The organism is Microvirga aerilata, from assembly GCF_016743775.1.
GTDB lineage: Bacteria > Pseudomonadota > Alphaproteobacteria > Rhizobiales > Beijerinckiaceae > Microvirga > Microvirga aerilata.
The window spans coordinates 1-20972 of the sequence record NZ_JAEQMY010000034.1; the positions used below are offsets into that span (position 1 = coordinate 1).

Sequence of the window (20972 nt, forward strand, 5' to 3'; positions counted from 1 at the left end):
GCGCGCGCCAACGAGGTGCTGCGCAACATGGTGGAGGCCGGGTTCCTCACCGAAGGGCAGATCCAGATCGCCCGGCGCAACCCCGCCACCCCGATCAACCGGGAGCGGGAGACCACCCCGGACTTCTACCTCGACTGGGCCTTTGAGCAGGTCAAGGCGCTCGCGTCGCAGAAGAAGTTCGGCAGCGAGCGGGTGCTGATCGTCAAGACGCCGCTGGACACGGCCCTGCAGCGCCACTCCGAGCAAACCCTGGAGAACATGCTGCGCCAGCACGGGCGCCAGTACAAGGTGGGCCAGGGGGCCTTGGTGGTGATGGACGTGGACGGGGCGGTGCGCACCATTGTGGGCGGGCGCGACTACGGCCAGAGCCAGTTCAACCGCGCCACCGGGGGCCTGCGCCAGCCGGGCTCGTCGTTCAAGCCGTTCGTGTATGCGGCGGCCCTGACCACCAACCCGAAGCTGCGGCCGACCTCCACCGTGGTGGACCAGCCGATCTGCCTCGGCAACTGGTGTCCGCAGAACTACGGCCGCTCCTTCTCGGGTTCGATGTCCCTGACGGCGGCGCTGGCGCGCTCGATCAACTCCATCCCGGTGCGCATGTCGCTGGAGATCGGCAAGGGCAACGCCAAGGCGGGACGCGCCGTGATCGTCGACACGGCCAAGCGCATGGGCCTGACCCACCCGCTCACGGATTCGAGCTCTCTGCCGATCGGGGCTGCCGAGGTGACGGCCATCGACATGACGGCGGCGTATGCGGTGTTTGCCAACGGCGGCAAGCGTGCCGATCCCTATGCCGCCTGGGAGGTGCGCAACTCGTCGGGCGAGGTGATCTACCGGCACGACCGGGACACGCCGCCCAAGCAGGTGCTGGACACGCGTGTGGTCCATGACATGAACTTCATGCTGAACAAGGTTGTCGAGGAAGGCACCGGCAAGCGCGCGGCACTGGAAGGAATTCCGGTAGCGGGCAAGACCGGCACCACCAACGGCTACAAGGACGCCTGGTTCGCAGGCTTCACGGGCAATCTCGTGGCCAGCGTCTGGTACGGCAACGACGATTCCACCTCCATGAACGACATGACCGGCGGCACCCTTCCGGCCCTCACATGGCATGCTGTGATGGCGGTTGCCCACCAGAACCTTGAGATCCGTCCGATCCCCGGCGCGAGCCCGGCCAATGCGAACCGTGTCGCCTCCGGCAAGGGTCCGGCGGCGGATCAGGCGCAGGCTCCGGCCCAGGCTTACCTCGCGGGTACGCTGTCGCGCAGGTCCTACGAGGTGCTCGGCGACATCGGCTCCCTGTTCCAGACGGTCGAGCGCCCCATCTGGACCGGAAAGGCCCCTGAAGCCCAGAGCAGCTCGGCTTCTGCGGATGCTCGCCGCCAAGTGGCCATGCCCTGAACATGGACACAGAGGTTACCTTGACGAACGCCCCGGCGGCCGCCTCGATGCACGCTTCATCGACCCCACAGGCAACTGTGAAATCGAGATTCGTTCCGACCGTTTTCCTGGTGGTTTATGCGCTTCTGCTCGCCCTGGGTCTGGGGCTTGGCTCGGCCTACTGGGTCATGAACGGCAATCCGCCCTTCGGCAGCCTCCGCCTGGGACCATGGCAGGCTTGGCCCAGTCTGGGCTCCCCGGAGGCCGATCCCTACATGCGGGCCATCATTGCCCGCCGGGGGGACGTGCCGCTGGCCACGGGCGAAGGCTTAGGGTTCACGGCGAGCGCGGATAGCGAAGGGCGGGCGCTCGACGCAGGCTGCTCCTACAGCATCGGCACGGTTGCTCCCAGCGCCCGGCTGTGGACTCTGACCCTCTACGATGGGGATGGGCGCCTGCCGGTCACCGAACTCGGACGAAGGAGCTTCACCTCGGCGGAGGTGGTCAGAGACGCGCAGGACCGGTTCACCATTGCCCTGTCGCGGGATGTCCAGGCCGGCAACTGGCTTCAGCTTCCCCCTTCGGGTCCCTTTTCGGTCACCTTGCGCCTCTACGATCCTCCAGGTGCCGCCGGCGCCAATCTCGAAGAGAGCGACTTCCCCGTCATCCAGCGTCTGGGGTGTGGAGCATGAGAGGGTTCAGCCGTTTCCTGGTCGCCACGCTCTGCGGCCTCGTGATCGCAGCCGGTGTCCACATCGCCGCCATCTTCGCCAGCCCCTACCTGGCCGAGCAGGATGCCTTCGCCAAGATCCAGCCGACGCTCACGGCCGACAAGGCGCAGATCATCAGCGCTCCAGGCGGTGAGAATACATGGCTTCCCAAGCCCGACCCGGCCGTTGCGGTCGCCGCCTGCGCCTTCGATCTGCGCAATGGGCCCATGCGCGTTGCGGCCCGGACCGGATCGCTGTTCCTGTCCTTCTCGTTCCACAAGGAAACGGGCGGCGTGTTCTTTGCCGTCACGGACCGTGCCGCCGTGCGCGGCGAACTCGAGATCGTCGCCATGACGGCCCGCCAGCTCGACGAGGCCCGCGCCACGGAGGACGAAAACGAGCCCTCGCGCGACGTGAGGATCGTCGCCCCGGAGCAGCAGGGCTTCGTCATCGTGCGCGTGACCGCGCCCGCGCCAAGCCTGCGCCCGCAAGCCGAAGAGGCAGCCAAGGCCGTTTCCTGCACGGCCGAACAGGACGCATAGAGCCGATGCCCTGGCGCCCCATGACGCCGCAGGACCTGGCGCAGGTGCAGGTCCTGGCGGACGCGATACATGTGGATCATCCGGAGGATGCCGCGGTCATTGCCGAGCGCCAGCATCTCTACCCGCAAGGCTGCCTCGTGCTGGCCGAGGGGGAGAGCCTGGGTGGCTATGCGCTCACCCATCCCTGGCGGTTCGGGGAGCCGCCGCCCCTGAATACGCGGCTCGGCGCGCTTCCAGGGAGTGCGACGACCTATTACGTCCATGATGTTGCGATACTGCCGAGCGCGCGGGGCAAAGGCCATGCGGCGCAAGCCGCCAGCATGCTGATCGAGCACGCCCGTAAGGCGGGTTTCGGCAATCTGTCACTGGTGGCGGTGAACCACTCCCAGGCATTCTGGGAGGCTATGGGCTTTCGCCGGGTGGCCGTTCCGGGCATTGAGGCGAAGCTCTCGAGCTATGGGCCGGATGCGGCGCTGATGGTGCGCGATCTGGCAAGCCCTCAGGTTGACGCCTAACGGCGTCTCATCGTCATTGAAACAGCGATCGTCTACGAGCGGCGGCGTCCAGGGCCGCTCGAGGCGAGCGGTCGGGAGGGTCCTGGATTGGGAGACGGTCTCTCGTAACGGACGCCGGTGAAGAGAAGGATTTCGCCTCTGGGCTCGTTGGCGGACAATAGCGGGCGCTGCGGCCGCTCCGTACTATCCGGAAAGGCGATCACCACTCCTGGCGATCTGGTCCAGATGTCCTGCATTGTGTCCTCCTCTAACGTGCCACTGGCTGCCTCGTAGCTGACTCACAAAAAAGAGATCTATGGTTAACAGTTCGTTTCCGTCCGGCTGCGGCTGACCGAAAAAAGCTTTGCCTGACATGAAAACAACACTTACGGCCGCGCTTCTGTTCCCCATGGCCGAAGCCCGAAATCCGTGCGGATCGGGCGCATTAAAGATGCGCTAAGGAACCGGCCCTAGGCTTCGGTGCCGTTGCGTTGAAAACGAGCTGAGCATGGCGTCCTCTGCAAATCCGGATCTCTGGTCGGACCTCTCAGGTCTGGGGTCGTCGGGCGTCAACGATTCCGATGCGCGCGCCGCTCTCCTCAAGGTGAACGCTGATATGTTCGTCGCCGCGCCCGTCCGGGATCGCGACAGCATAGAGACCTTCGAAGCGCTCATGATGGGTCTTCTGCCGAGGGCGGATCACGATACCCTTGTCGATCTCGCCCGTATCCTTGCGCCCTGCCAGGACACGCCGGGATCCATTCTCGATTACCTGGTGCGGCACTCGCCGGAAGCGCGGGAGACTGTGCTGCGTCACCCTGCAAGGCAGCCGCGCCCGAATCCGCCGAGCCTCCTTGCGACCCCGGACGGGCGGCTGAAGCTCGCGTCGCAGCCGGACCTGGATTCCGGCACGATCGAGCGACTCCTGGTGCTGCACGAGAGCGCCGTCGAGGACGCGCTTGCGGCCAATCCCTCCCTGCCTCAGGCAACTGCAAGCTTCGAGGAACTCTTGCGGCGCGCCCGCCGCCGCCCTGCCCTCGCGCGTGTTTTTCTCGAACGCGCCGATCTTGCGGCAGCTGACGCAGCATCGCTTTACCTGGCGGCTGATGACAGGCGCCGCCAACACATCCGTGAACAGCTCGCCTCATCGCTCGCGCACCGGCGGGCGACCTTGTCGTTTCAACTGACGGAAAGGGATCTTGCCGGGCTCCTGGAGGCTGGCGAGGATGGCAGCGTCGGGCGTCTGGAGGCCCTGCTGACGGCGATCTTCGGGTTCCCGGCCGCAACGGAATGGCGGGCCCTCGAAATCGGCCGGCATCGGCTCCTGGCGCTTGCCTTCAAGGCTTTGGGCGTTGCCAGGCAGGATGCGATCCGGATCCTTCTCACCCTTCACCCTGCCCTTGCCTATCCTCTCTGTGCCATCAAGGAGCTGGTGCGGGAAATGCGCGACGCTCCCGGTCCCGTGGCTCTTGCCCTCGTCGAAGCGATCCTGGGCGCGCGGGCTCTCTCCGGAGAGTCGGAGAGGTCTTAAACCTCCGGGGCGACGTCGAGAAAGTGCCGGCCCGCCCGATCGTCGACCTCGACGAGCCAGAGGTCGGAGTCGAAGCGGAGTTCCCGGGTCATACGCTCCTCCACGTCGAGCGGCATCACGCCCTGCAGGATCGGGGAAAACAAGCGCTCTCCGCTGTCGTCGAGAAAGAGCTGCGGCGCGGGGCCGTAGAGATCGGCCGTGCCGTCAAGGCGGTCCACCTTCACGAAGACGGCTCCCGCCTCCGCCGCACCGCGTTTGCGCAAGGCAGCATCCACCCCTTCCACCGAGCAGCGGCGGAGATAGGCGGACACCCAGAAGTCTGAGCGGAGGCGGGACACTATGGGACAGCTATTCCTGAATGGGACGACAGCTCGCGAACGGTGCGTGCGCTGAACTCGCCCGTCACTGGCAAACGCCGGTCCTGCTCGAAGCGTTCGATGGCCTGGCGCGTGCCGGATCCCATGACGCCATCCACCTTCACGCCGTAGCCCAGCCGCGCGAGCGCGCGCTGGCCCGACAGGACGATGTCTCCCGGGTCGGGCCGGCCTACATTGGCAGGCGGCACCGGAACGGGTCCGCCCATGCGGATCATCTCCGCAATCGGATCGCGCGCGGCGGTTTTGGCTTGAGGCGGTGCGGCGGGAGCGGCCGCCTGCGGGGGCCGGGTCGTCTCCTGCGCAGGCCGGGCGGGCTGCACTGGAGCAGGTGCGGGCTGCCCCCCATTGCGGATCATCTCCGCAATCGGGCTGCGCGAAGGAGCCTTGGGCACGGCTGCAACAGGGGCAGCCCCTGTTGCAGGAGCCGGAGAAGGATGGGCCGGTGCCTCGGGATGAGCCGTCATGGACGCCTGCTCCCCCTGAGGCTGGGCCTCAGGACGCGCGGGAGGCAAGGGTTGGGCCTCGTCGGTCGCCGCTGCCGGCTCTGGCGCAAGCACGATCTCGCGGGTGTTGAACAGCGGCGCGGGATGGCGGGAGCTCTGCAGCGCCAGCGCATTCCAAGCGATGGCGCCCCCGCAGCCGGTCAGGAAGAGAGCGGCCAGAATCTGGCGCGGGTGGCTGAAGACGAAAGCCAGAGCCCGCTCGCCGGCGCCGGGCGTCCGCTGGGGCTTGGCCGGGCGCTTTTGCGTCTTTGCCGGAGACTTCCGCCGCACGACGGCAGGCAGATCGAAGTCATCGTCAGGCTGATCAACAAGAGCTTCACGCAAGAGGATCGTTCCGTGTTCGGAGGATGATGTCGTTTGGGGCCGCGCAGTCATCAAGACAAGCCCGTGGCCGGAGCACCGCTTCTTGTCTTTGTTGCGGCAAAGCCTGACAGAGGCCGCTTAAGCGAAACCTAATTGCCCGGGTCCTGGGTCGAGGCTGGGGCCAGCTGGACTGACGATCCCTCGCCGCAGCCCCGGCGCCTCTCGGATTTCCCTTTATTCCGCCGCGACTTGGCCATACCGAAGAGCAGCAAGGTTTCGTTCATCCTGTTTGCAGATTTCGCCAGGACCTTGCTACGCGCTGCGGCTTGGGCACGTTATGGTGATGCACTTCGCCACCCGTTTGGGCAAGCAACGGCCGCCATATGTTTTCGATCATTCGTTTCATTCTCATCGTCGGTGCAATTTTCTACTACTCGCCGGTTCGGCAGGGGGGCGAAGGAACGGCCGCCGTCGAGGCGTTCTTCACCCCGAAGAAGAGCGAACCGGCCGCCGCGGCGCCCCTCCCGGCCCCGGAAGGCCCAGGCCATCTGGAAACCGTGTGGAAGGCCCTTCCCGACAGCGCCAAGCAAGCGGTCGTCGACAAGATCCTCACCACGTCGGGCCTCAATCCCGTGGGCTCCGCCAAGCCGGCGGACACCCTGCGCCCGGAAGACCGGGAGCTGCCATCGTCCAAGCCGCGCAGCTGAGAAGAAGCGCGCAGCTAAAAAACGCTGCCCCCGTCGCCAAACGTCCACCCGATGGCTATATGACCGGCAGACAACGCGGGACCGCCATGCTGCCGACCATCGACGAGATCGTCTCCAATTTCGAACTGCTCGACGATTGGGAGGAGCGCTATCGCTATCTCATCGAACTCGGGCGCCTCATGGAGCCTTTGCCTGACGAGGCGCATAGCGACGCCAACAAGGTGCAGGGCTGCGCCAGTCAGGTGTGGCTCCAGACCGGCCTTGACTCCTCCAAGGGCAAGCCCGTGCTCCATCTGCTCGGCGACAGCGACGCCCACATCGTGCGCGGTCTCGTGGCGCTCCTGATCTCCCTTTACGACGGCAAGACCGCATCGGAGGCCCTGTCGACGGACGCTCTTGCCCTTTTCAAGGAACTCGGCTTATCGGAGCATCTGACGCCGCAACGGTCGAACGGCGTCAGATCCATGGTCGAGCGCATCCGCCGTGATGCGCAGATGGCTCTGGCGGCGTCCTAAACCCGCCCGCCCTCGATCACCACCGCCTTCCAGGCCAGGATGCCTCGCGAAGCCGCAGGACCGCGGGCCGCGGCCTCGATGACGTAATGCTCGGCAAGCCGTGCGAGGGCGAGCCGCACCACGATTTTTGCGGAACGGGCGGGCCATTGGCGTTCGCGCTCGATCAGCTCCAGTCCCTTCAGGAAGCCGCAAAGGTCCATCAGGAGGTCGCTGAAGTCGGCCCCCACCGCATCGAAGGCGTTTCGTAGCCGCTGGCGGGCGGCGATCATGCGATCCGTCGCGTCGGCGGGTGAGACCGGACCGCCGCTTTTCGGCATCCCATCCCAGCGCGCCGTCACGCCCGGCAGAAGGCCCGCCAGCATGATATCCGTCCGGAGCCGCTCGCCGGCCTGATAGGAGGCTTCGTCGATCATCGGCTCGCCGTTGCGGTCCCTGCGGCGGCGAAGCCAGTCTAGGGGGCTCTCATCCGCGTCGATGCGCACGCGGCTTGCTCCTGTTTCGGTCTCGACCGATGCAACGCTCGTTTCCCGGTGCTGGTGGAAAAAGGCCATGCTCGCATCCGGCGCTGCGGCCCTGCGCAGGTGCGCTTGGCCGGCTTCGGTCGGCAGCAGGCTCATGCGACCGGATGAAGGCTGTTGCCAGCGGGCAAGATCCTGGCGCACGAGAGCCTCGGCCACCGGCCGTGCGAACCGCCCCGCCCCAACCGAGATACCGGAGCGGCGCTTGTGAATAAGCACGCTCTCCTCATCGGTCGGATCGATGAAAGCCCATGTTTCCGGCAGAGCGAGCGCCGCGAGAAGACGCCGTGCGTCCTTGGGCAGGGAATCGCCGGAAGGCTGCTTCACCCCGGCTCCGGCACGCCTGCCTCTGGCCTTTGCGCGCCCTCTCGAATTCGCTTGCCCGGAGGATGATTTGCTTGCTGCGGCAATACTTTGCTGAACCGCATCGCCGTCCTCAATGTTCATGTTTTGTTCCCATAAATAAAACAACGGAGACCCAGGCCTCCATGTTCGATAGTGGGGTGATATTCCTAGTTGTCAACGAGATTCAAAACTGTTGATAACAGTGAGGATAACTCGGGTTGCGCGCGCAGCACCCGCATAAAGGCCGCAATGAATCCCCCGCCTTCGAAGGCGGGGCCGGGGCAGCCATCAGGCCGCCGAAGTCACCAATGTGCCGGGCTCCGAGCCCTGAGCGAAGGAAAAGCCCTCATCGGCCCAGCCTGTCATTCCGCCGAGCATGAGCTTGACCGGACGGCCGAGCTGCGAAAGCCTCAAGGCGGCCCGGTCCGCTCCGTTGCAATGAGGACCGGCGCAGTAGACCACGAAGAGGGTGTTCACAGGCCAAGTAGCGATGCGGTCCGCGCTGATGTCCCGGTGGGGAAGATTGAGAGCGCCCGGCACATGGCTTCGCGCATAGGCGTTCGGACCCCGTGCGTCGAGGAGCACGAAGTCCACAGGGCCGTTCAGCATGGATGCGTGAACGTCCGCACAGTCGGTCTCAAACGAGAGGCGGCTGGGGAAATGCCTGGCGGCCTCAGGGGACGCGGCGGCCGGGACGGCGGCGACGGAACTGGCTGGCATGGGAAACCTCCTTGTAGAAACCGTTGCTAAGCTTTCACCAAGGCGGCATGGTGAAAAGTGGCACTGTCGCCAACAGTCGTAAACATTATGCCAAACCGTCTTGTCGTCGCCCTCGCCTATGATCGCCTGAGCACCTTCGAATTCGGCACCGCCATCGAGGTCTTCGGCCTGCCCCGTCCCGAGATGGGGCAGGACTGGTATCGCTTCGCGGTCTGCGCCATCGAACCGGGCCCCTTGAGAGCCACCGGCGGCTTTCGCATCATGGTCGACGGCGGAATCGAGCTCCTCGAGGAGGCTGACACCATCGTCATTCCAGGCTGGCGAGGCGCCTCCGCCGAGCCGGTTCCGCCGGTGCTGATCGAGGCGCTGAGACGAGCCCATGGTCGCGGCGCGCGCCTGATGTCCATCTGCTCCGGCGTGTTCGTGCTTGCCGCAACGGGGCTGCTGTCGGGCAAGCGGGCGACCACCCACTGGCATTATGCGGAACAGCTGTCCGCAGCCTATCCCGACATCGAGGTGGAGCCCGACGTTCTCTACGTGGACGAAGGCAGGGTGCTGACCTCGGCCGGCAGCGCTGCGGGCATCGATCTGTGCCTGCATGTGGTGCGCGCTGATTTCGGCCCGGATGTTGCCAATCGACTGGCTCGCCGTCTTGTCGTGCCGCCCCATCGCGAGGGCGGGCAGGCGCAGTTCATCGAGCGGCCCGTGCCCCCGGCGCGGGAAGGTGTGCGGTTCGCGCCCCTGTTCGACCGCATGCGCGCCCGCCTTGCGGAGGAGCAGCCGATCGCGGAGCTTGCCGGGGAAGCAGGCATGAGCGTCCGCACGTTTCTCCGGCGCTTCAAGGCCGCGACAGGAATGCCTCCGGGCGAGTGGCTGCTCGCCGAGCGCCTGATCCGCGCCCGCGAGCTGCTGGAGACCACATCCTGCTCCATCGAGAGCATCGCCGGCGCGACCGGGTTCGGCTCCTCGGCCACCCTTCGCCACCACTTCCGCACCCGCCTTGGTACCAGCCCTGCTGCCTACCGAGCCCGGTTTGCACAAGGAGCGAGCCGCGATGCCGGTGGGGCCAGACAACAAAAAGCCGCCCCGGGGGGCGGCTGATGCGATCGACGGATTGCCGGGCTTAGCCGCGGGCGGAACGGCGCTTGCGGCGCTGCTGGCCGAGGCCCATTTCCTTGGCAAGCTCGGAGCGCGCCTTGGCGTAGTTGGGAGCCACCATCGGGTAATCGACGGGCAGAGCCCACTTTTCGCGGTATTGCTCGGGGGTCATGTTGTACTGCGTGCGCAGGTGGCGCTTCAGCGACTTGAACTTCTTCCCGTCTTCGAGGCAGACGATGTAGTCCGGCGTGACGGACTTCTTCACCGGAATGGCAGGCTTGGGCGCCTCGACAGGCGCTTCCACGGTGCCGCCCCCGACACGCAGAAGAGCGGAATGGATTTCGTTGATCAGGGTCGGAAGTTCGCCCGAAGGAACGGAGTTATTGCTCACGTACGCTGAAACGATATCCGCAGCCAGCTCGATGTAATTTGAAGCAGCGATGTTGTCGCTCATTTTGATTTTCTTCCTTTCCGGCCCTTCAGAACAGCTCAAAAAAGCTTTTCAACCTATATTTGAACATTCTTGTCTGAAGCAATGCTTACTTCATCCTGGAGCCGCACCGTAATTGCACAGAAATCGTGCTCGTTTGTCAGGTATGTCAAATTTTACCCCATTGCAAGATGTTCAAAAGGAAAACTTTGGAAAACTTCGTATCAACTTTCACTTTGCAATAAACCTACGCTCAAAATTTAATGGCTTGGGCCACAGGTTAAGGCTTTGGTCACACAATAATCGCGGCTGCAGCCTGAAGAAGTAGTCTGAAAGGCCCCTCTTCTTAACGCTGGCGACCTTTGCGTGCCCATTTCGGACCTGCCGTGGGAAAATCGAGTTATCTGTGCATAATCGCCCCTCCTCGCCGATCTGATCCGGATGATTTCATGACACTTGAGCGCCTCCCCTTCTCGAACTTGCCTGCTGCCCCGTCGATTCCCGCCAAACCGCATGTTTTCGACGTTCATGGCGTTCGCATTCAGGACGATTACGCTTGGCTGAAGGACGAGAACTGGAAAGAGGTGCTTAAGAACCCGGAAGTGCTGGACCCCTCCATTCGCGGCTGCCTTGAGCACGAGAACGCCTATGCGGCCGCAGCCTTCGCCGGCACGGAGGAGTTTCAGGCCCGGCTCGTCGCCGAGATGCGGGGACGCATCAAGGAGGACGATTCCTCCGTTCCCGATCCCGACGGTCCCTTCGCCTACTTCACCCGCTACCGGGAAGGCGGGCAGCATCCTCTCGTCTGCCGCCAGCCCAGGGACGGCGGGGCGGAGACGATCATGCTGGACGGGGACAAGGAGGCGCAAGGCCACCCCTTCTTCGATCTCGGCGGCGCGGAGCACTCGCCGGACCATCGCCTCATGGCCTGGGGCGCAGACATCAAAGGCTCCGAATACTTCACGATCCGGGTGCGGGATCTCGAAAGCGGCGCCGACCTCCCCGACGAGGTTCCCCATGCCTCCGGCAGCATGGTGTGGCTCAACGATTCATCGGGCTTCTACTACGTGGAACTCGACGAGAACCATCGCCCCGTCCGCGTCAGGCGCCACCTCCTCGGCTCGGGCCCCGAACAGGACCAGGTGATCTATGAAGAGAAGGATCCCGGCTTCTTCGTGAAGCTCGGGACCACCCAGTCGGATGCTTTCGTGCTCATCGAGGCGAGCGACCATGAAACATCCGAGATCTGGCTGCTCGACCGGACAGATCCGTCGGCCGCGCCGAGGGTCGTCGAGCCCCGCACGCTCCAGCTCAAATACGACGTGGAGCATCATGGAAGCAGCCTGATCATCCTCACCAACGCGGACGGCTCCGAGGACTTCAAGATCGTATCGGCTCCCGTGGCGACGCCCGGGCGGGCGCATTGGCAGGATCTTGTGCCCTACAGGCCCGGCACCATGATCCTGTCGGCCGTGGCGCTTGCCCGCTATCTCGTGCGCCTCGAGCGCGAGGATGCAAACCCGCGAATCGTGTTGCGGGAGTTCGCCACGGGGCGCGAGAAAACGGTCGCCTTCGACGAGGAGGCGTACTCCCTCGGCTTCTCTGCGGGCTACGAGTTCGACACGGATGTGATCCGCTACCACTACTCCTCCCTGACCACGCCGAGCGAAGTCATCGACTACAACCTGCGCACCGGGGAGCGCACCCTTCGCAAGCGGCAGGAGGTGCCGAGCGGCCATAACCCGGCCGACTACGTCACCCGGCGCGTGTTCGCCACGGCCCCGGACGGGGAGCAGGTTCCCGTCTCGCTCATCCACCGCAAGGAGGTCGCCCTCGACGGGTCCGCACCCTGCCTGCTGTACGGCTACGGCTCCTACGGCATGTCCATGCCGGCAAGCTTCCGCACAGGGATCCTCTCCCTGGTTGACCGGGGCTTCGTCTACGCCATCGCCCATATTCGGGGCGGCACCGAAAAGGGCTGGCGCTGGTACATGGACGGCAAGCGCGAGAAGAAGACGAACACGTTCACCGACTTCATCGCCTGCGGCGAGGCGCTCATCCAGGCAGGCTATACGTCCCGCGGGCGCATCGTGGCGCACGGGGGCAGCGCGGGCGGCATGCTCATGGGAGCCGTGGCCAATCTGGCGCCGGATCTGTTTGCGGGCATCATCTCCGAGGTGCCCTTCGTCGATGTGCTCAACACCATGCTCGACAGCAGCCTGCCTCTCACCCCGCCCGAATGGCCGGAATGGGGCAATCCGGCTGCCGACGAGGCCGCCTTCCGCACGATCCTGTCCTATTCGCCCTACGACAACGTGAAGCCGCAAGCCTATCCGGCGATCCTGGCGCTTGCGGGTCTCACCGACCCGCGGGTCACCTATTGGGAGCCCGCCAAGTGGGTTGCACGGCTCCGGGCGACGAAGACGGGCGGCGGACCGATCCTGCTCCGGCTCAACATGGAGGCGGGCCATGGGGGCGCTGCCGGCCGGTTCGACCGCCTCGAGGAGGTGGCCCTCGCCTATACTTTCGCTCTCAAGTGCATAGGGGGCTTTCAGACTTGACGCGAAGCCCTATGTCCCGTTGTACCGTATCCTGCCGCAGAAGTTGCGGCGGCGATGGGGCGTTGGGGATTTCGAGAGTAAGCGTCAATGACCGAAAGGGGCCCTTCAGAGCCGGCCGCCGATGTTGCTTCCTATGGGGAAGGCGATAAGCAGCGCCTTGCGGATCTGGAGCGCCGCGTTCGCGAGGCGGAGGATGCCCTGCGCCTGAGCAACGGCAAGTTGCGGATGGCGCTCGACATCGGCAGGATCGGCGCCTGGGAGCGCAACCTGGACACCGGCGAGATTACCGGGACTCCAACGTTCAAGGCCAATCTCGGCCTCCCGCCGGATGCATCGCTGACCTATGACGCGTTCCAGAAGCTCGTTCATCCGGGCGACGTCGAGCGGATGAACCAAGCCATGGTCTTCGCCCTCAAGACGAAGACTGATTTCAACGTCGAGTATCGCGTCATCCGCCCGGACGGTCGCATCGGGCGCGTCCTGGTGCGAGGGGGCGCGATCTTCGAAGGCGACAGGCCCGTGCGTCTCATGGGGATCACCCAGGATGTGACGGCCCGCGAGAAGGCAAAGGAGGACATGCACTCGGCCCAGCGCCGGCAGGAATTCCTCCTGAACCTCAACGATCAGCTGCGCAGCCTCGAGAGTCCTGACGCCATCATGGAGGCCACGGCCCAAAGCCTCGGGCGTTTCCTGAAGGTGGATTGCGCCGGGTATGGCGAGGTGGACGAGGAGCGCGGCATCATCCTGGTGGAACGGGAATGGTCCAAGGGCGCCATCGGCAACGAGGGCCGGGCTTACCGCCTCTACGATTTCCTTCCCACCATGATGGCGGAGCTCAAGCAGGGTCGGCCGATCTTCGTCGAGGACATCAAGACCGATCCACGCGCCGACAGCTCCGACGTCCAGGCGGCATACAGCACGATCAACGCCCGCTCGGCGCTTGCCGTCCCCCTTCTCAAGAACCAGAAGCTGACCGCCGTGCTCTACATGCATTCGTCGGAGCCCCGCGCCTGGTTCGGGGACGAGCTGTCCCTGGTCGAGGACGTGGCGGAGCGGACCTGGACGGCTGTCGAAAAGGCGCGAGCGGAGATCGAGCTGCGCGAAACCGACGCCCGCTTCCGCCTGATTGCGGAGTCGCTTCCCGCGCTCGTGTGGATCCTCAATCCCAAGACCGAGCTGCTTTATACGAACGAACGGTGGGTGACCTATTCGGGCCTTTCTCCCGAAGAGGCGCTCGGCCATAGCTGGACGCGGGCCATTCATCCCGACGACATGGCCAGGATGAGCCAGGAGCTGGTGCCGGTCGTGACCCTGCACACCCCTTACGTGACCGAGGCGCGCTACCGATCGCATGAAGGCGTCTACCGATGGCACCTGATCCAGGGCGCCACGATCCATTCCCCGACCGGAGAGTTCAAGGGCTGGGTCGGCACCAGCGTGGATATCCACGACCTCAAGGTGACGGAGGAAGCGCTCAGGGCCAGCGAAGAGCAGCTGCGCATCGCGCTGCAGGCTGCCAGGATGGGCGATTGGACCTGGCATACAGCCACCAACACCTGCACGCTCTCGCAGAGGGCCGCAGAAATTTTCGGGCTTCCCCACGGCATGATCGCGAAGGAGGAGGTGGAAAAGAGAATACATCCGTCCGACCTGCCTCGAGTGCTCGAGGAAAAGGCAAGCGCCATCCGGAACCGGACGGATTTCAGCATCGAGCTCAGGGTCAGGCGCCTGCACGACGACGCGCTCGTCTGGGTCGCGTCTCAGGGTAAGGTCACCTATAACCAGGACGGCACCGTGAGCCGTGTGACCGGCATCGTTCAGGACGTCACGGATCGCAAGCATGCGGAGGAGGGCCAGCAGCTGCTGATCCGCGAGCTGCACCACCGGGTCAAGAACACGCTTGCCACCGTGCAGGCCATCGTCGGCTCCACCGCCCGCACCGCGTCAAGCATCGACGAGTTCTACCAGGGCTTCGTCGGCCGCATCGTGTCCCTGGCCCGCACCCACAACCTGCTCACCGAGGACCTCTGGCAAAAGGCGGCGCTCGAGGATCTCGTTCAGACCGAGCTCGGCCCCTACGAGGACGAGGCGCGCAACCGCATCGCCATCGACGGCCCGCACGTGGAGCTGCCCTCGGAGGCGGCCGTGCCCATCGGCATGGCCATTCACGAGCTGACCACCAACGCGGCCAAGCACGGGGCGCTGTCCACCTTTGGCGGGCAGGTGGAGGTCAGCTGGCGCATCGTGCAGGCAGAGCGGGCGATGCTGCAGTTCACCTGGGTGGAGCGTGGCGGGCCGCGGGTGAGCACGCCCACGCGCCAGGGCTTTGTCTCGCGTCTGCTGCAGCGGGTTCTGGCCACGCAGCTTCAGGCGGATGTGGCCATGGAGTTCCCGGAGGAGGGCCTGTGCTTTTCCATGACCATGCCCATCCCAGGCGATCCGCCACTCTTCAATCCCGGCTGAGGAATGAACTAACCTTGCATTGAACCGTCACTGGCTCGAATGCTTTATTGTAGCCTGCATCTGCTGGCATTGCGGCACGAGGTGACGTAGCCTCCATAAAGGCCTAGAAAGCAGCAGAGGCAGCTCAAGAGCATCATTCATGACCAACAGGGTCGAAGTCCCGAACTTTCCAAGAGCCCTGACGCCGCAAGCCGCAGCGGAGCGGCAACCGGACCAGCAGGACAGTGGCCCGGATGCAGCCGCCCGCGAAGCCCGCTGCAACGGCGCCGCGCTGCGGCTGGCGCTCGAGATCGGAAAGCTGGGATCCTTCGAACGCGATCTCGTCACGAACGAGATGACCGCCAACGCAACCTGCAAAGCGCATCTGGGACTTGCGCCCAATGAGCCCCTGACCTTCGAGTTGCTGAAGAGGCTGCAGCATCCCGGCGACACCGAACGAATCAACCAGGCCGTTACCTATGCGCTGGCGACGAAGTCCGACTTCAACGTGGAACACCGCGTGGTGCGCCCCGACGGCTATATCGGCCGCATCCTCGTGAGAGGCACGCCGATCTTCGAAGGCGGCAGGCCGGTTCGCCTGGTGGGCGTCACGCAGGATGTGACGGAGCGGGAGCGCGCCAGGGAAGAACTCAAGGATGCCCAGCGCCGCCAGGACTTTCTCCTGAAGCTCAGCGATCAGCTTCGGAACGCCCAGGACCCCTTCGCCATCATGGAGGCGACGGCCCAGAGCATCGGCCAGCTCCTGAAGGCGGACTGCGTCGGCTATGGGGAGGTGGACGACGATCGCGGGATTGTGCTCGTCGAGCGGGAATGGTCCAGGGGGGCGATCAGCAATGAGGGCCGCGCCTACCGCCTCCAGGAATTCCTGCATGGCATGATCGACGATTCGAAGGACGGCCAGACCTTAGCCATCGCGGATATCGCGACCGATCCGAGAACGGGCTCCCCTGCCCTTCAGAGCTTCTACAGCACCATCAATGCCAGGGCGGTTCTCACGGTGCCGCTGCTCAAGAACGGCCACATCACGGCGATCCTTTACGTCACCTCGTCTGCGCCCCGCGCCTGGTCCCATGAGGATCTGTCCTTGGTGGAGGATGTGGCCGAGCGCACCTGGACGGCCGTCGAGAAGCTGCGGGCGCAACGGAACCTGCACGAGACCGAGTTTCGCTTTCACACCTTCACCCGCGCCCTCCCGGGCTTCGCATGGATCGCCACGCCGGACCTTGAGCTGATCTATTATGTAAACGAGCAGAGCTGGTTCGAATTTTCGGGTCTGTCGAGAGAGCAGACCCTGGGTCACGGCTGGCTGTCCATCATCCATCCCGAAGATCTCGCCCGGGTGATGGAGGACTCCAAGAACGCCACCGATGACGTTATCGAAGGGGAGATGCGCTATCGCTCGGCTGACGGCACCTACCACTGGCATGCGGTGCGGGTCGGCTCCCTCTGCGACTCGGATGGTACGTTCAAGGGCAAGATCGGGACGAGCATCAACATCCACAACCTCAAGGAGACGGAAGCCGCCCTGCGCAAGAGCGAGGAGCGCTTGGCCTTGGCCCAGCGCGCCGCCAGGATCGGCGTCTTCGATTGGGACGTCGCCAGCGGGGCGATCAGCTGGACGGCCGAGCAGGAACACATGTTCGGGATTGAGCTCGGCAGCTTCGAGGGAAACTACGAAGGCTGGAGCTCCCGCGTGCACCCGGCCGATGTCGCCGCGTTCGAGAAGAATTTCCGCGAGGCCATTGCCCGTAACGAACAGGAGCTGCCTTTCGCGTACCGGGTTCCTCTGGCCGATCGTTCGTTCCGCCACATCGAAGGCAGGATGATGATCCTGTATGGCCCGGACGGCAGCCCTGCGCGCATCATCGGCGTCAACATCGACGTGACGAAGCACAAGCATGCGGAGGAGCGCCAGCAGCTGCTGATCCGCGAGCTGCACCACCGGGTCAAGAACACGCTTGCCACCGTGCAGGCCATCGTCGGCTCCACCGCCCGCACCGCGTCAAGCATCGACGAGTTCTACCAGGGCTTCGTCGGCCGCATCGTGTCCCTGGCCCGCACCCACAACCTGCTCACCGAGGACCTCTGGCAAAAGGCGGCGCTCGAGGATCTCGTTCAGACCGAGCTCGGCCCCTACGAGGACGAGGCGCGCAACCGCATCGCCATCGACGGCCCGCACGTGGAGCTGCCCTCGGAGGCGGCCGTGCCCATCGGCATGGCCATTCACGAGCTGACCACCAACGCGGCCAAGCACGGGGCGCTGTCCACCTTTGGCGGGCAGGTGGAGGTCAGCTGGCGCATCGTGCAGGCAGAGCGGGCGATGCTGCAGTTCACCTGGGTGGAGCGTGGCGGGCCGCGGGTGAGCACGCCCACGCGCCAGGGCTTTGGCTCGCGTCTGCTGCAGCGGGTTCTGGCCACGCAGCTTCAGGCGGATGTGGCCATGGAGTTCCCGGAGGAGGGCCTGCGCTTTTCCATGACCATGCCCATCCCAGGCGATCCGCCACTCTTCAATCCGGACAAGTAGGTTCCCATGCTGCTCAACGCCAACCGCTCGCATCTAATCGTCGTCGATCTCCAGGCGCGCCTCATGCCGGCGATCCACGAAGGAGACAGCGTCATACGCCATGTGAACGTCCTACTTGCGGCCGCAAAGCAACTCGGCGTTCCCGTGACCGTGACGGAACAGTACCCCAAGGGGCTCGGCCCAACCGTGCCGCCGGTGCAGGAGGCTCTTCCGGGCGATGCCGTCATCCTGCCGAAAACCAGCTTTTCAGCCGTGCGCGAGCCGGCCGTCGTGGAGCGGCTTGCGTCTTTGAGGGGCAGCGGCCGGGATCAGGTGGTGGTCTGCGGAACCGAGGCGCATATCTGCGTGCTGCAGACCGTCCTGGAGCTGAGGAGCAACGGCCTGAATGTCTTCGTGGTTGCGGATGCGGTCTCGAGCCGCTCGCCCCATAGCGTCAGCGCCGCCTGCGCACGGCTGCTCCATGCGGGCTGCCACTGGGTGACGACTGAGATGGCTGTTTTCGAGTGGATGGAAAAGGCCGCGACGGACGATTTCAGGGCGCTTGCGCCGCTGTTCAAGTAGAAGCGTTCGCGCTTCCCTCGCCGCCTGCGGCGATGAACTCCTTCAGCTCCTCGAGGGATTGGAAGCGGAAGACGCCGCTTGGCGTCTGCGCCTCGATGGAGCCGTCCGAGAACATCACATATCGGTTGTCGCCGGAATTATAGGTGCCGACCACCGTGGCGGGACGCGCCTCGTCGAAAGCAGCCTCATCCTCCGGCGCCTGATCGTTCTGAATGACGGCAGGCTCCGGTTCCGGCTCACGGTCGGAAGCGGTCTCGACCGCAGGCTCCGGCCGCTCATCCACCAGGTCTGTCTCTTGGGGCTCGGGCTCGGGTGCCCGCTCATCCCTGTCGCTGTCGTAGACGTTGACGTCGCCGGCGGTCACCCGCGGCTCTTCGTCGGTGTCCTGGGGCCGCTCCGCCAGGAGGAAGTCCGGGACCTTCATGCCGCCCGTATCGTCCTCTTCAAGGGCCGGTGCGGGAGCCGGGGTCGTCCTGGGCGGGAACGGCGGAGCGGGTTCATCGGCGCGCTCATCGGCCGGCCATTGGGCCGCTCTGACGGCGCTGTCGTCCTGCTCGCGCCGTTCCTCGGCCTCGAACAGCGGGAGCGTGGGCTGAGCCTCGTCGGGACGCTCGGCCTTCTCGGTATCGGTATCGGCCTCGTCCGCCTGCGCGGCGACAAGTGCGCCGGGGAGGGTTGCAAGAGCCAGATCTCGGGAGCCTCCCGGCGCGACTGCGGCTCCTTCGTCGTGGAAGCTGCCCTGGAGACGGGAGAGCTGGGCTGCGATCTTCGAGAGCTTGGAGACTGCTGCCGCAACGCCGAGAAGGACGCCGCCGCTCGCTGCGCTGACGGTGCCGGCGATCACCATGGTCCAGCCGCGCTCGACCAGAACGATATCCCATCCGAAGAAGGCAGCCAGCAATCCGCCGACAATCATCGCACACGCGAGAGCCAGAAGAGCGATGATCATGCCGTCTCCATCATACGCAAACCCAACGAGTATCAAGGCAAAGCTATGCTTCTATAGGCAAAAGGCAACGGCAAGGGAAGCTTGGGCAGAAAAAAGTCCGGGGCTTGGCCGTTGCTCTTGGGGCGGCGGCGCTTTAACTAACGCTCAGGCGCATCGTGCGGACCCGGAAGTCCGCTTCGGGCGATGCGCAGTTAGAAGAGGGGCATCATACCAATCCCAAAAGTGGAAACCACTTCTGGGTCCGATGCCCCGGGTCGCTCAATCAAAGGAGACGCCGATGTCCTTCACTCTGCCCGAACTGCCTTATGCCTACGATGCCCTGCAGCCCTACATGTCTCGTGAGACCCTGGAGTTTCACCACGACAAGCACCACGCGGCTTATGTCAACACCGGCAACAACCTGCTGAAGGGCACGGAATTCGAAGGCAAGAGCGTCGAGGAGGTCGTGACAGGCTCCTACGGCAAGAACCAGCCCCTCTTCAACAATGCCGGACAGCATTACAACCACATCCACTTCTGGATGTGGATGAAGCCGAACGGCGGCGGCGCGCTTCCCGGAAAGCTCGAGAAGAAGATCGTCGAGGATCTGGGCTCGGTCGACAAGATGAAGGAAGACTTCATCCAGGCCGGCGTCAGCCAGTTCGGCTCGGGCTGGGCCTGGCTTGCGCTCAAGGACGGCAAGATCACCGTCATGAAGACGCCGAACGGCGAGAACCCGCTCGTCCATGGCGCGCAGCCGATCCTGGGCTGCGACGTGTGGGAGCATTCCTACTACATCGACTACCGCAACCGCCGTCCCGACTACGTGAAGGCCTTCCTCGACAATCTCGTGAACTGGGAGCACGTCGAGGAAATGTTCGAGAACGCCTCGAAGTAAGTCGACCTGTAGAGCATTTCGGCGGGCCTCTTCGGAGGCCCGCTTTCGTTGGAACGGTGCTCAGGCTCTGGCCGCCGCGACAGCCTCCGGGATCAGCTCCTCGATAGCCCTGATGCGCTCCCGGGGTGCCGGATGGGTTGAAAGCAGCGCAGGCGGCCCGCCTCTGCCATGCTGATCCATGCGCCGCCAGAGCGCCGCCGCATCGCGTGGGTCGTAGCCGGCCTTCGCCATGGTGAAGAGGCCGAGCCGGTCCGCCTCGAGTTCCTGGTTGCGGCCATAGGGCCGCACGAGGCCGAATTCGACGCCGACACCGAGAAGGGCCGCGATCTCCTGCGCGAAGGCGATATCGTTTACCTGGAGCAGAAAGCTGATGAGCTGCAGCCCCCACTGCCGCAGCGTCTCGGCAGACACCCGTTCCCGCGAATGCTCAGCCTGGAGGTGACCGATTTCATGGCCGATGACGGCCGCGAGTTCGCCATCGCTTCCGGCAACGTTGATCATGCCCTCCAGCACGCCGATCTTCCGGCCCGGCAACACGAAGGCGTTGGCCTCGGGCTGGGCGAAGACCTGCACCTCCCAACGGCGAGGATCCTCGCCGGCCGCAACGAGAAGCCGCCGGGCGATATCGGCGGTTTTCTTTTGCGCCGCAGCATTCCTTGAGATCGGCATGCGCTCCTGCAGCCTGCTCCAGGTCTGAAGGCCAAGGGACTCGACGGTTTCGTCCGACACCACATAAGGCGCGACCCGGTCGCACCCCGCCAGAGCCGGAGCAAGCGCCGCGCAGGCCATCAGGCGCAAGGCCGTTCGGCGGGTGGGCGCCTCGGGGCAGGAGGAACCATGATAGGACAATCTGCAGAGACACAT

At 64.8% G+C, this 20972-nt stretch carries 20 protein-coding genes; 13 read left to right on the forward strand and 7 right to left on the reverse strand.

Annotated elements, in window-relative coordinates; translation table 11 throughout:
* From JKG68_RS19240 to JKG68_RS19260, 5 genes are all read left to right on the forward strand, one after another.
* Positions 1–1401 (forward strand): transglycosylase domain-containing protein (locus JKG68_RS19240; protein WP_281399161.1); only part of this gene is annotated, 1401 nt, incomplete at its 5' end.
* Between the two features lie 77 nt (positions 1402–1478).
* Positions 1479–2072 (forward strand): DUF1214 domain-containing protein, encoded by a 594-nt coding sequence (locus JKG68_RS19245; RefSeq protein WP_202062786.1) that lies wholly within the window; start codon positions 1479–1481, stop codon positions 2070–2072.
* Positions 2069–2632 (forward strand): DUF1254 domain-containing protein, encoded by a 564-nt coding sequence (locus tag JKG68_RS19250; RefSeq protein ID WP_202062788.1) that lies wholly within the window; start codon positions 2069–2071, stop codon positions 2630–2632. The genes JKG68_RS19245 and JKG68_RS19250 overlap by 4 nt, the downstream gene beginning before the upstream one ends.
* A gap of 5 nt (positions 2633–2637) precedes the next feature.
* Positions 2638–3147, forward strand: a complete 510-nt coding sequence (locus tag JKG68_RS19255; RefSeq protein WP_202062790.1) for a GNAT family N-acetyltransferase — start codon at positions 2638–2640, stop codon at positions 3145–3147.
* A gap of 487 nt (positions 3148–3634) precedes the next feature.
* Positions 3635–4657, forward strand: a complete 1023-nt coding sequence (locus tag JKG68_RS19260) for a hypothetical protein (RefSeq protein ID WP_202062792.1) — start codon at positions 3635–3637, stop codon at positions 4655–4657.
* Here JKG68_RS19260 and JKG68_RS19265 read toward each other — a convergent pair.
* Complete coding sequence (locus JKG68_RS19265; RefSeq protein ID WP_202062794.1) at positions 4654–4995, reverse strand: DUF1491 family protein; 342 nt, start codon at positions 4993–4995, stop codon at positions 4654–4656. The two genes, JKG68_RS19260 and JKG68_RS19265, sit on opposite strands and share 4 nt — an antisense overlap.
* Positions 4995–5861: a peptidoglycan-binding domain-containing protein gene (locus JKG68_RS19270; protein ID WP_202062796.1), complete on the reverse strand. Its 867-nt coding sequence runs from the start codon at positions 5859–5861 to the stop codon at positions 4995–4997. Before JKG68_RS19270 ends, JKG68_RS19265 begins: the two co-directional genes overlap by 1 nt.
* Positions 5862–6223: 362 nt before the next feature.
* Here JKG68_RS19270 and JKG68_RS19275 point away from each other — a divergent pair, with 362 nt between their 5' ends.
* Together JKG68_RS19275 and JKG68_RS19280 are read left to right on the forward strand one after the other, a co-directional pair.
* Positions 6224–6547: a hypothetical protein gene (locus JKG68_RS19275; protein ID WP_202062798.1), complete on the forward strand. Its 324-nt coding sequence runs from the start codon at positions 6224–6226 to the stop codon at positions 6545–6547.
* 59 nt (positions 6548–6606) lie between these two features.
* Complete coding sequence (locus JKG68_RS19280; RefSeq protein ID WP_246515601.1) at positions 6607–7062, forward strand: SufE family protein; 456 nt, start codon at positions 6607–6609, stop codon at positions 7060–7062.
* On the opposite strand, the gene JKG68_RS19285 is transcribed toward JKG68_RS19280, so the two are convergent.
* Positions 7059–7907: a DUF6456 domain-containing protein gene (locus tag JKG68_RS19285; protein WP_202062800.1), complete on the reverse strand. Its 849-nt coding sequence runs from the start codon at positions 7905–7907 to the stop codon at positions 7059–7061. The genes JKG68_RS19280 and JKG68_RS19285 overlap by 4 nt on opposite strands.
* Before the next feature lie 306 nt (positions 7908–8213).
* On the reverse strand, positions 8214–8645 hold the full coding sequence (locus JKG68_RS19290) for a rhodanese-like domain-containing protein (protein ID WP_202062801.1): 432 nt from the start codon (positions 8643–8645) through the stop codon (positions 8214–8216).
* Positions 8646–8732: 87 nt separating this feature from the next.
* On the opposite strand from JKG68_RS19290, the gene ftrA reads away from it, so the two are divergent.
* Positions 8733–9746, forward strand: a complete 1014-nt coding sequence (gene ftrA, locus JKG68_RS19295) for a transcriptional regulator FtrA (protein WP_202062803.1) — start codon at positions 8733–8735, stop codon at positions 9744–9746.
* 22 nt (positions 9747–9768) lie between these two features.
* On the opposite strand, the gene JKG68_RS19300 is transcribed toward ftrA, so the two are convergent.
* A complete protein-coding gene (locus JKG68_RS19300) occupies positions 9769–10197 on the reverse strand; it encodes a Ros/MucR family transcriptional regulator (RefSeq protein WP_202062805.1) in 429 nt (142 codons plus the stop codon).
* Positions 10198–10622: 425 nt separating this feature from the next.
* Between JKG68_RS19300 and JKG68_RS19305 the strand changes: the two genes are divergently transcribed.
* From JKG68_RS19305 to JKG68_RS19320, 4 genes are all read left to right on the forward strand, one after another.
* On the forward strand, positions 10623–12734 hold the full coding sequence (locus JKG68_RS19305) for a S9 family peptidase (RefSeq protein WP_202062807.1): 2112 nt from the start codon (positions 10623–10625) through the stop codon (positions 12732–12734).
* 87 nt (positions 12735–12821) lie between these two features.
* Positions 12822–15197, forward strand: coding sequence for a PAS domain-containing protein (locus tag JKG68_RS19310; RefSeq protein WP_202062809.1), 2376 nt, complete (start codon positions 12822–12824; stop codon positions 15195–15197).
* Positions 15198–15336: 139 nt separating this feature from the next.
* Positions 15337–17721 carry a PAS domain-containing protein gene (locus tag JKG68_RS19315; RefSeq protein WP_202062811.1) on the forward strand — a complete coding sequence of 795 codons (2385 nt, stop codon included), beginning with the start codon at positions 15337–15339 and terminating at the stop codon, positions 17719–17721.
* 6 nt (positions 17722–17727) lie between these two features.
* Positions 17728–18282 (forward strand): hydrolase, encoded by a 555-nt coding sequence (locus JKG68_RS19320; RefSeq protein WP_202062813.1) that lies wholly within the window; start codon positions 17728–17730, stop codon positions 18280–18282.
* Here the strand turns inward: JKG68_RS19320 and JKG68_RS19325 are convergent.
* Positions 18275–19231, reverse strand: coding sequence for a hypothetical protein (locus JKG68_RS19325; protein WP_202062815.1), 957 nt, complete (start codon positions 19229–19231; stop codon positions 18275–18277). The genes JKG68_RS19320 and JKG68_RS19325 overlap by 8 nt on opposite strands.
* 277 nt (positions 19232–19508) lie before the next feature.
* On the opposite strand from JKG68_RS19325, the gene JKG68_RS19330 reads away from it, so the two are divergent.
* Positions 19509–20108 carry a superoxide dismutase gene (locus JKG68_RS19330; protein WP_202062817.1) on the forward strand — a complete coding sequence of 200 codons (600 nt, stop codon included), beginning with the start codon at positions 19509–19511 and terminating at the stop codon, positions 20106–20108.
* A gap of 60 nt (positions 20109–20168) precedes the next feature.
* Here the strand turns inward: JKG68_RS19330 and JKG68_RS19335 are convergent, their stop codons facing one another.
* Complete coding sequence (locus tag JKG68_RS19335) at positions 20169–20957, reverse strand: M48 family metallopeptidase (protein ID WP_202062819.1); 789 nt, start codon at positions 20955–20957, stop codon at positions 20169–20171.
* Positions 20958–20972 lie beyond the last annotated feature (15 nt).